This is a genomic window from Bartonella sp. OC16QHHD (assembly GCF_042194035.1).
GTDB lineage: Bacteria > Pseudomonadota > Alphaproteobacteria > Rhizobiales > Rhizobiaceae > Bartonella.
The window spans coordinates 74,842-90,988 of the sequence record NZ_JBHIMJ010000033.1 but is presented as its reverse complement, the minus strand read 5'-3'; the positions used below and the strand labels follow the sequence as shown (position 1 = coordinate 90,988).

Genomic DNA, 16,147 nt, shown 5'->3' with positions numbered 1-16,147 from the left:
GGTGGTTTTGTCACCGATAAAGAAGGCGGCAGCGATATATTTCGCAAAAAAAATATCATTGCCGGCAATGAACATATTCGCATTAAACTATAAAAAAAACTTCAAAAAAGGTATTTAACTCTTACAGTTTTTTACAAAACCTTTAGAACCTTAAACAAACACATAAAGAAAGAGTTTTTAATTTTCTTTACAGAAAACGATAGGAAATAACTGATTAGATAGTGACAAAAAACATCACCACGAACAAAAAATGTACTTGCTATAAGCCCCCACAAAAGCAATCCCCAATAGCTTACCTTATTGACGTTTCTGTTATTCAAATTCCCCTGCAAACAAACTGCAAAAGGCAATAAACACAAATCCCATCATAACCAAACGCCCCAAAAAGCAATTATCGCACCCAAAGCAAGAACACAATCCATTCCCTCTCTCAATATATGCTCTTTACAGTGCGCTATCCATTGATCGAAAAAACTCTCCTCTCTCATAAAAGCTGCCGCATATGTTTAAGAGTTTTCACGTCTTTTCCACCACTGCATAATAGCAGAGATTTCAGAAAAACCACTGATTCATAGGGCTGTTCTCTACCCCTTTATTCAACCGTTTTACAAATAGTTTATCAAATGCCGACGACATTTATAATAATGAAAGTCTTTGTTTTCCAAAATTGCTTTCTGCATTTCACTTGCAAGCTGTTCTTTATCTTTTTCAACAGCCTCTTTCAGTGCCTTTACCTTCTTATCCCCAAAAATAACTTTTAATTTTTCTTTTAACTTTTTTTCCTCAACAAGCTTCTCCCAAAAGATCAACCGGTTATCGCATTTCTCATTTGCCGCTTTTATCCATTCTCTGGCTCCTAATTTATAAATTTTTTCAAATGTTGGATTCCCTTCAACAATGGAAAGATTTTTTGCTCTATTTGTGTCATTCTCTTTACAAGTATTGATTACATCTCTAACTGTGACAGAATGGCAACCATTATCAAAGGCAACATAGCCTTTTTTCACTGTTTTAATAAGCTTCTTATAGTAAATGAAAGTTTCTCTCGCCACTTCATAATGACTGGAAAAATCACACAACAACAACAACACTTTCTTTTTACAATATAATAATAAAATACACTCACCAGACCAAGATTCCGAAAGCTTTAGCATTTCCTCTATCTCTTCATGTTCTGTACTTATAGATATGTTGTCCCACAAAGTATCTGTAAATTTTTTCTTTTTATCCTCCCCTGTAGAGTTTTCCTTTTGGTGCTGTTTACATTCAGCTATAATCATATCATCAAGAACATATAACCACCAATGAAGTAATAACATCGTAGGTTGAATCCGTTTTTTGTTCGTAAGAGGATCTACAAACTTTTGCAGAGTTATTCCATTCTTTCTCATTAATCGCACTGCTTTTACAAAAAATTTCCTAAAATACGAGGTATCCAAGAGACTACATATTTTTTTGTAATGTTCATAAGTAAGTTTTTTTCCAAGTGCTTGCTTGTACAATAAACGCACTTTGTGATCCCCTCGAACACAAATATCCTTTACCAATGGAAGCCGATCTCCACTGAATTTCATATCTTCCCTAGGATTTTTTATCCCCAGTACGTCTCTTTCCCACTGTTTCACTCCCTCATCCCATTGTTTCAACCATTCTTGCGATACTTTTTGAGTTTTTGCAAAAAGCCTCTGTTCCCCTTGTGCAATAATATCTTTATGTTCAGCGCACTCTTACTCTTTTTGCTCAAGTTGTTTAGTTAAATGCTTGTTCTGATAAATTGCCAATGCAAGCATTAAGCTTCCCCCACAACACACTATCATTGCAAACCCAAACAAAAATCTACTGAGTATCCCAAATACCACGACTTCCCCATCAATATGATGCAGAAAATCATAACGCCGAATCTCACACTCCCACATTCTTTCCCTCATTTCCAAATGACCTTAATTGTAGCTATTATGAAAGCTATTGCCCATTTTATGTCTTCTTCCATTCTTGCTCTCTTTTATTCTCACCAACATTTAACGCAGCTCTTTTATCGATTTCTCGATGTTGTATCATTATGTGTATATCTGATTTGAAAATCACTACATATTATATTTTAATAAAAACAATGCACAAAATATAGATATTTTTGTTGGCAAAAATAAAACAATTTGTATTTAATAGTGCTGTTTTAGTGATTTATGTACTTTAAAGAAAAACCTTATAAGCCCTCAAAATGCATGATCCATGAAATATTGATTTCCAAAGTAATAAAAACCTTAACTCAACCAAACAGCAAAACATGGCTGCGTGCTTACCTTGTTTTGTAAAATTGATAAAAAGCGTCTTTCTACTCATTTATCGGCTCTTTTTTAGTAAAGCGACATCATCATACACTTTCCTAACCCCTAATGTTACTACAGCCCCTAAAACTTGAGACGCTTCATGAGGTGGACTTATTCTTTCTAAAGTGTTTTATTCACGTGGGCTCTCTCTGCTTGCCACATACAAGAGACATAGTTTTGATTGATTTAATATAACTACATTTGGCATGAGAAAATCCTATGGTATTCATGTTCTCTCATATAAAACAATGAATTATCCTTATAAATCAACGTGACAGTGCTGTTATGAAGAGAACTCCTTGCTCATCTTAATAGTCCATAGCGATTTAACTGGGTATTATTTTATATTCTGTACACAGAAGTGTCTTTATAAAAATACTTCATCTCAGGCAAAAAAAGAACAGCCCGTTAAAAAAGAAAAACATCTCAATGCTTGCCTTTCTTTTTTCCATGAGAGTTTCAAATTGCTAAGCCTGTTTGAAAAGAGTGCTGTTTATGCCCTTAAAGATACTGCTCTTGTATCAAGATCACTTACTCAGATGAGAATTGCAGTTTAGCCAAATGCGCATAAACATTATTTTTTATAATGAGTTGTGTGTTCCTTCTTCCACAAAAGCGCCTTTATCTATCACGAGAATACGATTAGCTTTTAAAATTGTTGCCAAACGATGTGCAATGACCAGGATTTAGGATTTTGCATCAATCCTTCTAAGGTATCTTGCACCAACTTTTCACTGTTTGAATCTAAAGCAAATGTTACTTCATCAAGTAGCAACATTTTGATTTATAATAATAATTCATTGTTTTATATGTTGAATGAGTATCCCGAATACCGTAGGATTCTCTCATTTCAAACCATGTTCCATGGTGAACCAATCAAAACCATGCCTTTTGCACTTTACAAGTGGGGAGAGCTCGCGTGAATAAAAAAACTATTAAGAAAGGACTTAAAATGCCTATAATAAATTATCTCAAGTGCCAAGGGCTGTAGCAACATCCACGAGTTGGCAAATATAATGACGGTGCCGGCTTGCAACAAGAGGGCTGCATTTCTTAAAATCGCCAGTGCAATACCAATGCGTTGTTTTTGCCCCCCAGAAAGCATGGTACCACGTTCCCCTACTTGCGTATCCAAGCCATCTGGTAAAGCTTGAATAAATTCAAATGCATTGGCAGCTTTAAAAGCGGAAAATACTTCCTCTCCATGGATATGTTCAGTTCCAAAAAAAGAAGAAAAGTTTGCAATTATTTTATTTCAAGTCTTTATACTCTAGGAAAGAAAGGATTTATGCGTATATTTCAAAATGATTTTTGAATTTAAAAAACGCAACCACAATGATTTATAAGTGTTTAAGACCCATCTGTTTATGTCGGATGCGTTTTTGAATTAATATTTAAAGTGCACTCTTTGATAGGATAAAAAATCCATCCATTTGCAATCGATTTGTTTAAAACCTTTGTACCCCATAAAAAGGAGGCTTTTACATGCCAATATTACCAAAACGATTTTTGAATTTAGAAAGACGACCACCGCGATCTACGAGTGTTTGGGAGCCACCTGTCCATGCCGGATGCGTTCTTGGATCAATATCTAGATTAAGAGTATCTCCTTCTTTTCCCCAAGTAGAGCGCGTCGTATATTGGGTTCCATCCGTCATAACAACGGTAATTTTATGATAATTGGGGTGAATATTCGCTTTCATGCGTCAAACCTTTTGCGTTTATAGAATGAAATAGCACTTATTTGTTTTTTTAAGTGCACTTCCTTTGTCTTTTTGATACATTGATTAAAGTATTTATTCCTATAACTGAGCACGCATCAAAAAACAAGTGTTCAAGATACATCATTGTATCAAGTGTTACAAATCCAATACAGTGAGCAAAATTTTATGACATTACGTTCTCGTTCAGAAAAATCGACAAAGTCTTCCCCTAAGAAATCTTCATTCTCTTCGCTTGCAATTTTTGTTCCTTATCTTTTGCGCTATCGTTGGTTGTTTATCTTTGCTTTTCTAGCTTTATCTGTTGCTGCTCTAGTCACATTAGCTTTGCCTGTGGCTATCCGCCAAATGTTTGATCATGGGTTTTCTACTTCAAGCCATGGACATATCAATTTTTACTTTGGAATTTTGTTTATCTTAGCCTTGTTTCTCGCATTTGCTTCAGCAGCCCGTTATTACTGTGTTATCACCTTAGGAGAACGGATTGTTGCCGATTTACGGCGTGATGTGTTTGTCCATATTATGAAACTTTCTCCTGCTTTTTTTGATCGGTCACATTCAGGAGAGATTGTTTCAAGGCTTCTAACAGATACCACACAAATAAAATTAGCTGTGGGCTCTACCGCCTCTACCGCCTTGCGTCAGCTGATTATCGTGATCGGAGCCGTCGTAATGATGCTGATCACCAATGCTAAATTGTCTTTGTTGGTTTTAGCGGCTATTCCTGTTGTGGCCATTCCCTTGGTAGTCTTTGGACGTAAAGTTCGCTCTCGTACCCGCTCGGCGCAAGATCGTCTCGCAGATGCCAATGCTGTTGCTACAGAGCAGGTAAGTGCTATTCGCACTGTGCAAGCTTTTACCGCTGAAAAACTCGTTACAATACGTTTTTCACAATTGATAGAACGTGCTTTTCAAACAGCACGTGCTTCTGTGATCCTGCGCTCCTTTTTTACGGGGTTTGCAATTTTTTTGGTTTTTAGCAGTGTGGTTGCTGTTTTATGGATTGGATCGCGTGATGTTTTGAATGGAACAATGACAGGGGGAACCTTAGGGCAATTTGTCCTTTATGCGGTTTTTGGAGCTTCTACTTTTGCGCAATTATCGGAATTGGGAGCAGAATTAATCCAAGCAGCAGGCGCTGCTGAACGGCTTGCCGAATTGTTACAAGAACAACCTACTATTGTAGCTCCTAAAAATGCTTTATCATTAGAGCAACCTGTTCGAGGTGAACTTGTTTTTGATCACGTTGATTTTACCTATCCTTCTAGACCACAAGAGAAAGTTTTACGCTCGCTTTCATTTTCTGTAAAAGCAGGCGAAACGGTTGCTTTTGTTGGGGCTTCCGGAGCAGGAAAAAGCAGTATTTTTTCTTTGATCCTTCGTTTTTATGATCCAATAAGTGGAACAATTCGGTTGGATGGCATGGAAATTAATCGCCTTTCTTTACAAGATTTACGCAGTGCAATTTCCTATGTTCCACAAGATGTCGCCATTTTTGATGGAACATTGCGTGATAATATTATTTTTGGAACTGAAAATACCCATGAAGAGGAAATCCTTGTTGCCGCTAAAGCGGCTAATGCACTTGAATTTATTCAAGCTTTACCAGATGGCTTGAATACGCAAGTAGGAGAACGCGGTACCATGCTTTCTGGGGGACAAAAACAACGCATTGGTATTGCGCGGGCAATTTTAAGAAATGCACCCCTCTTGCTGCTTGATGAAGCAACATCGGCTTTGGATGCAAACAGTGAAAAGTTGGTGCAAGACGCTTTAGAAGGATTGATGCAAAATCGTACAACCTTGGTCATTGCACATCGTTTAGCAACAATTTTAAAAGCAGATCGTATTCTTGTGATGGATAAAGGCGCCCTTGTTGAAGAAGGAACGCATGCTGAACTTGTGGCAAAAAATGGCGTTTACGCTTACCTCGCAAAACTCCAATTTTCACCTGAGTAAGTGATCATGATACAAGAGCCGTATCTTTAAAGGCATAAACAGTACTCTTTTCAGACAGGCTTATCAATTTAAATCTCTCATGGAAAAAAGAAAGGCAAGCATTGAGATGTTTTTCTTTTTTCTGCGCAAGATAGAGCATTTTTATAAAGACACTTCTGTGTACAGAATGTAAAATGATACCAAGTTAATCTCTATGGACTATTAAGATGAGCAAGGAGTTCTCTTCATAACAGCGCCATAACGGTGATTTATAAGGATAATTCATTGTTTTTCATGAAAGATCATAAATACCATAGGATTTTCTCATATCAAACCCTCATAGTAAGTCAAACAAAATCTCTTGCTTGCTCATCACAAGCAGAGTTGGCGTGTGAAGTGAAACGGTACAAGAAAGGAATAAAATACCTCTCTTGCCCCTTTACGTTCTAAGGGCTGTCAAAACATTGGGGCGCTGACAAAAGAGTATACGCTGGCAAAAAGTATAATAGGTGCTCGCTTGCTTGAGACCCTTATGCGGCTCACACTTGATAGGGTTCTAGGGACACAAGCTCTATCCTAAAGACTGACCACACTCTTTAAAAAACTGAATATTAAAAATTTGCCCTCTCTCACCGCTCTAAACAATAGTGTTTACCGAAAATCATGACAAATTGTAATTCACAAATACACTTCTCTATTGCAAGAGTATCCTTTTATTCTCTTTCAAAAACACGAACACTTTTTGAATATTGTTTACAGATCCGTCTTATTGAAAAAGAGCAAAGACTTTTTAGCACTTTTGGGCTTCTTATAACTTTGTGAGAGCTCATGAGCAACAGCTTTTATAATAAACCGGCTTTTGGCAAAATTGTAAAATTTTATCAAATTTATTGTTTGTAAATATCACCACGATCACTGTTCTGCTCTTGCAGACACCGCAACCTCGAAACACCGTTCTCTTTGCTCATAAATTGTCTCTCCAGCTCTCTCTTTCAGGCATAGCCCATAAAAATAAGGATAGAGTACTTCGATTGAACACCATCTTCTCACCCCCTCCAAGCCCCATATATTTTACAGCCCTCAACTTTATAGCACCCCCTATCATGCTTTAAGAAGGCACATTAACGATGATAAGAACATATACAAAGAAGATATATCTTTAGGGTATTTATGTTTAAAAGCTTGCACTAAATCATAATTTTTTTGTATAGCGAGCCAAGCATATGCAGAACTGACACCCTAACCATTTCAAACCATTCAACTGTTTCAGGAACAGATAAGCCAAGTTCTACGATTATATCTTCAACCACGAATTCACCGAAGTACGGAGGATTTTCATCATTTTTTAGCGCTCCCTCTTCAGTGATCCTCTAGATAATTAACTCATTCAGCATCTATACCAGAAAAGCGAAATATTACATGCTAATTTTCCTTTACATTCATTAGCCAAGCCCCCTCAAAATGACCTTTTAATAAATAGAGCTAAAAGGATAAGTCTTCAAAACCATTTGGTGAGATAGCTATATCAAGAGCACCTAAAACACGCCTTAGTTTCTAAGAATAGGCAACTTCCCCCCTTTTATCGTATCAGTCTTGTAGAAGGCTTTAAACCCTTTATGTTTAAATCAATAAATCATAATTGGATTATATTGCATAAAGATGCTTTTTCTCATTTTTCCATTTAACACACGATAAGTTACCATTTAGGCACGATGAGAAGCTTGCCCTTTATATCATGATTTCAGAACCGCATGAGAAGAATAAAAGATGATGTGGCTTAATAAGAGAGTTTGTTCATAAGCCGTTTGGGTATCTTAAGGTCAAGGATGCCGATAGGCGCAACTTGTAAAGGGTTGCCTTGAGGCTTAAGGACCCAAAGCTTGTTAGTCCCTTCATTAAAAGCGGATCTGATGTCATTATTTTGGAGAGCAATTATTAAGAATTTGAGAGGCAGACAGCCTCTCATTTTGATTTATATGCAAACGAAGTGCACTCTATTTATTCAGGGAGAATAAGAACATACCCAGGAGGTGCTAAACGGAATAAGAGAGCGTCGTAACCCCAACTAGCAGACAGGCAGCAAATAGAAGAAACGCCTTCAAGAATTGTTAAGAATAATGCGTACGATATAGCGGCTTCATCTGCTGCTTCGCGGCGTTCTATGAGATATCCGAAAAAAAACAAAAAGCACCCTATTCCACTCACCGACCCAAAGACTTTTAATGCGGTATGAACCGGCCCACGTATGTTGAGCAAGATAATAAAAATTATGAAAGTAAATACTGTAAAGATCCCTTCGAATACCCCACGCACCATATTGCACAATTTTCGCATCATAATTGCAGAAAAGCTCTGTTCTGCGTATCGATTTTTTCTTTTGATGCTTGTATTCTTAGAAGATATACTGTTATTTTTAGAAGATATACCGTCCACAACTCCCCCCGTTTTAAGCCAAGATGCTATGAAGTTAGACATTTGTAATTATATCATCAAAAAATACAAGAAAAATTTATCCATTTTAACGAAAAAATAGGTGTTTTATTGAGGTGCAAATCTATTTTCTTTCGCAAGAGTTATTCAATTCGTTCGCCAATAGAAAAACTACCCCCATTGAAGAGGAAGCTATCCTGACGCAGAAAAGCTTCATAAGCTGTATTCTAATCCGCTCAGAAATCGCAACTCTCTAATCTACCCGCTTAATCCACCTTTAAAACTGCAATCAAATAAATTCTGCTGATGACAAGTAATGATAACATGAAAAAGAAAAAATATCACAATATCAAACTCTTCAATACAGTATGACCTTTATGATTTTCACGCAAAAAGCAAGTACCACCTCATGAACGACACCATACTAAAGTGCTGTGCATTCACAAATTTCCTAGCATTATCTCCCCTTCTCGAAATTGCACCTCTCCCGCAATCTTATCTCTCGATAGCACCCATTAAAGGCTTTTAAAAGGTCCAAGGAAAAAACTCTCTGAAAAAGCTTTTAAGCCTAAAATGCCCCCGCCATTTTTATCATGATGAGGGCACCAAAAATCACGCAGAAATATGAAAAATCTCCCCGCATTTAAGAACAGAGCTTGTGCTTCAATCGCACGCTTTTTCTTGTTCTTTTGTCCATTGTCCCAAGGCCGCAAGATGGTTCATCCGAGCCCGATGACGAAAGGCCTTCTGTGCAACAGCAATATTTTCATCTTTTCCAGCCCATGCTTTTAAGGCTGCTGCTTGCAATGCGCGTCCATAGGAAAAGGTCAATTTCCAAGGCAATACGCCCAAAGAATTCATGGCAGATAAATGCGCTGTTGCTTCCTGATCGGACTGTCCTCCAGAAAGAAAAGCAATTCCGGGAACAGCGGCAGGAACAGTCTGTTTAAGCACTTGGACGGTCTTTTCAGCAACTTCTTCAACAGAAGCCTTGCGAGCATCCTTTCCATCAATCACCATATTGGGCTTTAAAATCATCCCCTCCAAAAGAACACGAGCTTCAAACAATTCTTTAAAGACAGCCTGCAAAACAGTGCGTGTCACCTCAAAGCAGCGTGTAATTGAATGCCCACACGATGATCCATCCATCAACACTTCCGGCTCAACAATGGGCACAATATTGAACTCCTGACATAAGGCAGCATAGCGTGCAAGAGCTTGTGCATTTTGTCTTATGGCGCCTCTTGTTGGCAAAGTGTATTCATCAATAGCAATTACCGCACGCCATTTAGCAAAACGTGCTCCCAAAGCATAATAATCTTTTAGCCGCTCACGAAGACCATCCAACCCTTCGGTAATTGTTTCTTGGGGAAAAGCAGCCAAGGGCTTTGCACCGGTATCAACTTTAATCCCTGGCAAAGCGCCTGAATCCCGAATAAGATCCGTCAACATTTTCCCAGTTGATGCTTTTTGCCGAATGGTTTCATCAAATAAAATAACCCCAGAGATGGCGTTTTCCATCGCTTCTTTTGTACTAAAAAGCATTTCACGATAAGCACGGCGCTTATCTTCATTGGATTCAACACCAATGCTTTCAAAACGCTTTCCAATGGTCGCCGTACTTTCATCTGCCGCCAAAATACCTTTACCCGCATGCACCAAAGCAAGTGCAATATCTTCAAGCCGTTCATTCATAAAAAAATTCCTCTTTATTTTGTCTTAATTTCTAAAAATGCGCAACACTATCAAAACACTCTACACGATCGTATAGTTTTTCTTTAACCTTCCCCTCCAAAGAAGCCCTTTAAGCCTGCATAAGGGAAAGAATACCAGGAAGAACCTTACCTTCCATCCATTCCAAAAAAGCTCCTCCAGCAGTCGAAAGATAAGTAAAATCATTGGCAACACCGGCATGATTAAGGGCAAAAACCGTATCGCCCCCTCCCGCAATTGAAACCAACTTTCCCGTCAAACTACGTTCTGCTGCATGGCGTGCAACGGCAATGGTTCCCTTATCAAAGGGAGGCATCTCAAAAACACCAAGGGGTCCATTCCACACAAGAGTAGCAGCTTCATCTATCGCAGCATTGATATGCGCAATAGAGCGCGTCCCAATATCCAATATCATGCCATCTTGTGGAATATCTTCAATGTCATAAAGACGATGCGGTGCATCTTTTTCAAAACGAAATCCAACGACAGCATCCTGAGGGAGCAAAAGCGTACAGTGACACTCTTGCGCTTTTTTAATGATTTTTTTTATCGTTTCCATCAATGCATGTTCACACAGTGATTTCCCTACATGGATACCTTGCGCTGCTAAAAAACTGTTAGCCATCCCCCCACCAATAATTAAGGAGTCAACTTTTTCCACCAAATGATTGAGCACAAAAAGCTTACTAGAAACCTTTGCTCCTCCCACAAGGGCAACCACAGGACGTGCTGGATTGCCAAGTCCTTTTTCTAATGCCTGCAATTCACCTTGCAAAGAGCGTCCTGCATAAGAAGGCAACAAATGCGTTATTCCCTCCACCGAAGCATGGGCACGATGAGAAACTGAAAAAGCATCATTAACATAGAGATCTCCATTATGAGCCAAAGCTTCTGCAAAAGAACAATCATTCTTTTCTTCACCAGCATAAAAACGAACATTTTCAAGCAGTAAAACACCACCATTTTGTAATGACTCAACTGCAACCTGCACCGCCGAACCGATACAGTCCGGAGCAAAAGCAACCGGCTGATTAATGATCTTTTCCAACACTTGCACAACAGGACGGAGTGAAAACTCTTGCTCTACCTTTCCTTTGGGGCGACCACAATGAGAAAGCAGAATAAGTTTAGCACCACACTTTTGCAGCTCAACGAGTGTCTCTTTATGCCGCTCTAAGCGTGTCGTATCACAGACCTTACCCTGCGCCATTGGCACATTAAAATCCACCCGCACAAGAACACGTTTTCCAGTGACATCAACATCATCAAGTGTACGAAACCCCATCACTGCTTCCTCTTCACTTTCCATTGTTTCAAATAAAAACGCATCCAACAACCCTGCCCACTTTTCTTTCCACTTATCCCCTCTTTGCTTTTACAAGAGATCCACGACAGCCTATCTCTCACCCTTTGTTTGAAAAGCCAAAGCTTTTATCGTCAAATGTACAAAAGCCCACCATTGCTCTTAATCTTCATATTCCATTGTGGCAAACAAATGCATTGGCTCAATTTGATCTCTATTAAAGCTTCCTTTTACTTCTAGGCAAAAGAGTTTACATCTCCTGTTTCCTAACATTTTCTCAAAAGGTATCTCGTTCAGATCTTACTTTTTCAAAGTTTACTCTTTCATTCATCTTTTAAAACCACGTATTGACCCAGTATTAAAACAAAATACATCATCAATGTTTCAATAGCCTCTTCTCTCTAGCGCATGAGAACAACAGCCTCTATCTGTTTTTCTCAAAATTGCACAAAAATGAGACTTTTCCCTATAAAAAGAGGACCCTGAGGTCCTCTTATATTGTCTTAGCAAAAGCCACTGCCGTATCACTCATACGGTTAGAAAAGCCCCATTCATTATCATACCAAACCAGAACGCGACAGAGCTTACCATCAATCACTTTGGTTTGATCATTGTGGAAAATAGCTGAATGAGGATTATGATTAAAATCACAACTCACAAGTTTCTCTTCTGTATAATCCAAAATGCCCTTCAAAGGACCTTGTGCAGCAATAGCAATGGCTGTATTAATTTCTTCGATTGTTGTGGAACGCTTAGCGATAAATGTCAAATCAACCACAGAAACATTAGGGGTTGGAACACGAATCGATACACCATCAAGCAATCCCTTTAATTCTGGCAAGACCAATCCCACAGCTTTTGCCGCTCCTGTTGAGGTAGGAATCATAGAAAGAGCTGCCGCACGTGCACGATAAAGGTCCCGATGCATTGTATCCAACACAGGTTGATCACCCGTATAAGAATGGATTGTTGTCATAAAGCCCTTTTCAATGCCCACTGTGTTGTGTAAAACTTGTGCAACAGGCGCCAAACAATTGGTTGTACAAGAAGCATTTGAAACAACGCGATGCTCGCTGCTTAAAGATTGATGATTAACCCCATAGACGACCGTAAGATCTGCTCCTTCAGAAGGCGCAGAAATAAGAACACGCTTTGCCCCCGCATCTAAATGAGCACTTGCTTTATCACGCGCAGTAAAAATACCCGTACATTCCAAAGCAATATCGATATCCAAATCTTTCCAAGGCAATTGAGCAGGATCACGCTCTGCGCATACCTTTATTAAACCACCTCCCACATCAATAGCATCCCCTATCACCTTAACGATACCAGGAAAACGCCCATGAACTGAATCATAGCGTAATAAATGGGCATTTGTTTCCACCGATCCCAAATCATTAATTGCAACCACTTCAATATCTTGTCGTCCACTTTCCACAAGTGCACGTAAAATATTGCGACCAATACGACCAAACCCATTAATTGCAACACGAACTGTCATTTCACATGTTTCCTCATAAATTTTTTAAGCACAACATTTAAAACACAATAAATGGGTATTTCACCAATCCCAAATCATTAATTCCCACATTGTCAATATCTTGATCACTCACTCACTTATCCACAATAATGCACAAAATATGATGCCCTAAAACCACCCCATTCATGACAACACAAGCTGTCACTTTGTCTTTTCTTCTTTGATCTTTTCCAGCTCTTTTTCAACGGTGGCAACGACATTTTCCCAAGTAATACCAAAATGCGCATAAAGGGCATCAATTGTTCCACTTGCCCCAAAGCCCTCCATACCAATAAACACACCATCACAGCCAATAAAACGGTCCCATCCTTGGGCGACGGCAGCTTCAATGGCAACTTTAATCGGTGCATCTCCAATGAGAGCACGCTGATAGGAGAGAGATTGTTGAGAAAAAAGTTCAAAACAAGGCACAGAAACCACACGCGTTGGGATGCCTTTTTCTTCTAACACCGCATGTGCCTCCACTGCAATTTGCAATTCTGAACCAGAAGCAAACAGCGTCACTTGTGCATCATCGCTAGCTGTTAGGAATTCATAAGCACCAAGCATACAGAGATTTTCTTCTTCATACTCCTGACGCAAAAGCGGTAGATTTTGTCGACTCAAAGCCAAGGTAGAAGGTGTCCCGCGTGCTTTCAAAGCCAATTGCCAACACTCGACTGTCTCCATAGCATCGGCAGGACGGAACACAAAATGATTAGGCATTGCACGCAGGCAAGCCAAATGCTCCACGGGTTGATGGGTCGGACCATCCTCACCAAGACCAATAGAATCATGAGTCATGACATAAATCACCCGCAACCCCATGAGAGAAGACAAACGCATAGCAGGACGCATATAGTCAGAAAAGCATAAAAAGGTTCCCCCATAAGGAATAAAGCCGCCATAAAGGGCAAGACCATTCATCACAGCTCCCATTGCATGTTCGCGAATTCCATAATGCAGATAGCGCCCTGAAAAATCTTCAGCAGAGATACTTTTCATCTGGCTGCTTTTTGTATTATTAGATCCGGTTAAATCAGCCGAACCACCAATAGTTTCAGTAACGACTTCATTAATCACTTCAAGAGCCATTTCCGAAGCTTTACGCGTAGCAACAACAGGGCGCTCTTCAACGAGTTTTTGTTTATAAGTATCAATAGCGCCATCAAATCCGCCCACGAGATCACCCCGCATCAATCTTTCGAACTCCACACGCTCTGAGACAGGAAGATCAGCAAATTTTTCTTCCCATTTTTGGCGTTTTTTAGCAGCATTGAGACTAGCCAAGCGCCAATTATCGAGAATATCGGCTGGAATAACGAAAGGCTCAGCATCCCACCCTAACGCGATACGGGTTTCAGTGATTTCTCGTGCGCCCAAAGGGGCTCCGTGAACTTTATTGGTACCCGCTTTATTGGGTGCTCCAAAACCAATTGTTGTTTTACAAGCAATCAAAGTTGGTTTATCGGAATTTTGTGCCGCCTCAATAGCCCGCGCAATTGCTGCTTGATCATGCCCATTGACTTTATGTGTCTCCCAACCAGATGCCTTAAAACGCGCAATCTGATCTGTACTGTCAGCAAGGGAAATCTCTCCATCGATAGAAATATTATTATCGTCCCACAACACAATAAGCTTATTGAGTTTCAAATGACCAGCAAGGGAAATCGCTTCTTGAGATATCCCTTCCATAAGGCATCCATCGCCCACCAACGCATAAGTGTAATGATTGATGAGATCACCAAAACGGGCATTTTGCAAACGCTCTCCAAGAGCCATCCCCACGGCATTAGCCAACCCTTGTCCAAGAGGACCAGTCGTTGTTTCGATTCCTGCCACATGCCCATATTCTGGATGCCCAGCAAGCTTTGCTCCTAATTGGCGAAAATTTTTGAGATCTTCAAGAGAGAGATCCTCATAACCAGAAAGATACAAGAGAGCATAAAGCAACATAGACCCATGTCCTGCTGATAACACAAAACGATCACGGTTAGGCCAGCGAGGTTTTTTGGGGTCATGAGCAAGGAATCTTGTATAAAGAACCGTAGCAATATCGGCTGCTCCCATTGGCAAGCCCGGATGACCAGAATTTGCTTTTTCAATCGCATCAATAGCAAGAAAACGGATAGCATTGGCCATCTGATTCTGTTGGTGGGTGTTTGTCATGAATAATCGACCATTTCGTTAAATACGTTATTCTGTTGCTTTTTCCGTATTCTCTTAAAATTCTCAAGAAATACTATTTTCTAACCATTAGCGTGAGACTTTTTGCCACCACTTCAATAATATTAATAACATTCCCCTCACGCATCCTGTATATCCATGTCATTTATGCCAATACGCGCAAAAAATCCAGCTTTTAATTTATATCTATCCCCTGCTTTGCTTGCTAAAATATCCTACATACTTAAAAATAAAATGCACACAACACAAGAGTGAAAGTGATTCGTTTTTGCATAACACATTGATAAAGGATACAATTACCCAAAGGATAAAGGCAATGAACCAAGAGACTACAGTTCTACAAGATGCTTTAGAGCACCTAGAAAAGGCACTTAGAACTTTAGAGATCACCATAATAAACCGCAATGCCGTTATTGATAAAAATAACGAATGGGAAGAAGAAATCCAACGAATGAATGCTGACCGCAGCCATCTTGCCCAAGCGCTTGACAAAGCTGAAGCCCAAATTGAACGCTTAGAGTCCGTAAACAAAGAAGTTTCCAAACGTCTTATTAAAGCAATGGAAACAATTCGTGTTGTCATTGATAGATAAAGGTTTGAATGTATGGAAACTGTTTCCGTTACCATTGATGGTAAAGTTTATCGCATGGCTTGTGACAAAGGACAAGAACGTCGTCTTATTGCGCTTGCTGCTCAATTGGATCAATATATCACACATTTAAAGAACAATTTTGGTGAAATTGGCGACCATCGTTTATCGGTTATGGCTGGCATAATGATTATCGATGAAATGGAAGAAATAAAACGAGAAAATAAAAAATTACAAGAAGACTACAATACTCTTTTACGACTCCACAACGAAAGAGACCGCACCATGGGGAAAATTATGCGTGACACCACACAACGCATTGAAAATCTCACCAACCAATTGCTCAAAGATGATCAAAACTGCACAAACATTCAAGAACAAGAACAGGAAGATTTCTAAAAAGTACATCAGCGCGTAATA

The 16,147-nt window shown here is 39.3% G+C and carries 11 protein-coding genes and 2 pseudogenes; 4 read left to right on the top strand and 9 right to left on the bottom strand.

The window, feature by feature from the left end; translation table 11 throughout:
- Nucleotides 1–118 (top strand): annotated as a pseudogene (locus ACFIK1_RS04650) (inositol monophosphatase); the annotation flags it as partial.
- A gap of 487 nt (nucleotides 119–605) precedes the next feature.
- Here the strand turns inward: ACFIK1_RS04650 and ACFIK1_RS04645 are convergent.
- The 4 genes and pseudogenes from ACFIK1_RS04645 to rpmE all read right to left on the bottom strand — a co-directional run bounded on the left by ACFIK1_RS04645 (nucleotide 606) and on the right by rpmE (nucleotide 4,030).
- Nucleotides 606–1,625: a hypothetical protein gene (locus ACFIK1_RS04645; RefSeq protein WP_375662199.1), complete on the bottom strand. Its 1,020-nt coding sequence runs from the start codon at nucleotides 1,623–1,625 to the stop codon at nucleotides 606–608.
- A gap of 1,233 nt (nucleotides 1,626–2,858) precedes the next feature.
- Nucleotides 2,859–3,105, bottom strand: a pseudogene (locus ACFIK1_RS04640) (ABC transporter); the annotation flags it as partial.
- Between the two features lie 120 nt (nucleotides 3,106–3,225).
- Nucleotides 3,226–3,462 carry a hypothetical protein gene (locus ACFIK1_RS04635; protein ID WP_375655045.1) on the bottom strand — a complete coding sequence of 79 codons (237 nt, stop codon included), beginning with the start codon at nucleotides 3,460–3,462 and terminating at the stop codon, nucleotides 3,226–3,228.
- 346 nt (nucleotides 3,463–3,808) lie between these two features.
- Nucleotides 3,809–4,030 (bottom strand): 50S ribosomal protein L31, encoded by a 222-nt coding sequence (gene rpmE, locus ACFIK1_RS04630; RefSeq protein ID WP_005774581.1) that lies wholly within the window; start codon nucleotides 4,028–4,030, stop codon nucleotides 3,809–3,811.
- Nucleotides 4,031–4,216: 186 nt separating this feature from the next.
- Between rpmE and ACFIK1_RS04625 the strand changes: the two genes are divergently transcribed.
- Nucleotides 4,217–6,007, top strand: coding sequence for an ABC transporter transmembrane domain-containing protein (locus ACFIK1_RS04625; RefSeq protein ID WP_375662198.1), 1,791 nt, complete (start codon nucleotides 4,217–4,219; stop codon nucleotides 6,005–6,007).
- Between the two features lie 1,977 nt (nucleotides 6,008–7,984).
- Here the strand turns inward: ACFIK1_RS04625 and ACFIK1_RS04620 are convergent.
- The 5 genes from ACFIK1_RS04620 to tkt all read right to left on the bottom strand — a co-directional run bounded on the left by ACFIK1_RS04620 (nucleotide 7,985) and on the right by tkt (nucleotide 15,120).
- Nucleotides 7,985–8,170 (bottom strand): hypothetical protein, encoded by a 186-nt coding sequence (locus tag ACFIK1_RS04620; protein ID WP_375662197.1) that lies wholly within the window; start codon nucleotides 8,168–8,170, stop codon nucleotides 7,985–7,987.
- Between the two features lie 909 nt (nucleotides 8,171–9,079).
- Nucleotides 9,080–10,111: a class I fructose-bisphosphate aldolase gene (locus ACFIK1_RS04615; protein ID WP_375662196.1), complete on the bottom strand. Its 1,032-nt coding sequence runs from the start codon at nucleotides 10,109–10,111 to the stop codon at nucleotides 9,080–9,082.
- Nucleotides 10,112–10,220: 109 nt separating this feature from the next.
- Nucleotides 10,221–11,414 (bottom strand): phosphoglycerate kinase, encoded by a 1,194-nt coding sequence (locus tag ACFIK1_RS04610; protein WP_375662201.1) that lies wholly within the window; start codon nucleotides 11,412–11,414, stop codon nucleotides 10,221–10,223.
- Between the two features lie 511 nt (nucleotides 11,415–11,925).
- A complete protein-coding gene (gap, locus tag ACFIK1_RS04605; RefSeq protein WP_375617854.1) occupies nucleotides 11,926–12,933 on the bottom strand; it encodes a type I glyceraldehyde-3-phosphate dehydrogenase in 1,008 nt (335 codons plus the stop codon).
- 180 nt (nucleotides 12,934–13,113) lie between these two features.
- On the bottom strand, nucleotides 13,114–15,120 hold the full coding sequence (gene tkt, locus ACFIK1_RS04600) for a transketolase (protein ID WP_375662195.1): 2,007 nt from the start codon (nucleotides 15,118–15,120) through the stop codon (nucleotides 13,114–13,116).
- A gap of 334 nt (nucleotides 15,121–15,454) precedes the next feature.
- On the opposite strand from tkt, the gene ACFIK1_RS04595 reads away from it, so the two are divergent.
- Nucleotides 15,455–15,730 carry a DUF4164 domain-containing protein gene (locus ACFIK1_RS04595; RefSeq protein ID WP_005774573.1) on the top strand — a complete coding sequence of 92 codons (276 nt, stop codon included), beginning with the start codon at nucleotides 15,455–15,457 and terminating at the stop codon, nucleotides 15,728–15,730.
- A 12-nt stretch (nucleotides 15,731–15,742) separates the two neighbouring features.
- A complete protein-coding gene (locus ACFIK1_RS04590) occupies nucleotides 15,743–16,126 on the top strand; it encodes a cell division protein ZapA (RefSeq protein WP_375636496.1) in 384 nt (127 codons plus the stop codon).
- The last annotated feature ends 21 nt before the right edge of the window (nucleotides 16,127–16,147 follow it).

What these genes read in the sequence shown, in the direction of transcription:
- rpmE (WP_005774581.1), bottom strand. Translation starts at nt 4,030, where the DNA reads ATGAAAGCGAATATTCACCCCAATTATCATAAAATTACCGTTGTTATG.
- ACFIK1_RS04625 (WP_375662198.1), top strand. Translation starts at nt 4,217, where the DNA reads ATGACATTACGTTCTCGTTCAGAAAAATCGACAAAGTCTTCCCCTAAG.
- ACFIK1_RS04615 (WP_375662196.1), bottom strand. Translation starts at nt 10,111, where the DNA reads ATGAATGAACGGCTTGAAGATATTGCACTTGCTTTGGTGCATGCGGGT.
- ACFIK1_RS04610 (WP_375662201.1), bottom strand. Translation starts at nt 11,414, where the DNA reads ATGGGGTTTCGTACACTTGATGATGTTGATGTCACTGGAAAACGTGTT.
- gap (WP_375617854.1), bottom strand. Translation starts at nt 12,933, where the DNA reads ATGACAGTTCGTGTTGCAATTAATGGGTTTGGTCGTATTGGTCGCAAT.
- tkt (WP_375662195.1), bottom strand. Translation starts at nt 15,120, where the DNA reads ATGACAAACACCCACCAACAGAATCAGATGGCCAATGCTATCCGTTTT.
- ACFIK1_RS04595 (WP_005774573.1), top strand. Translation starts at nt 15,455, where the DNA reads ATGAACCAAGAGACTACAGTTCTACAAGATGCTTTAGAGCACCTAGAA.
- ACFIK1_RS04590 (WP_375636496.1), top strand. Translation starts at nt 15,743, where the DNA reads ATGGAAACTGTTTCCGTTACCATTGATGGTAAAGTTTATCGCATGGCT.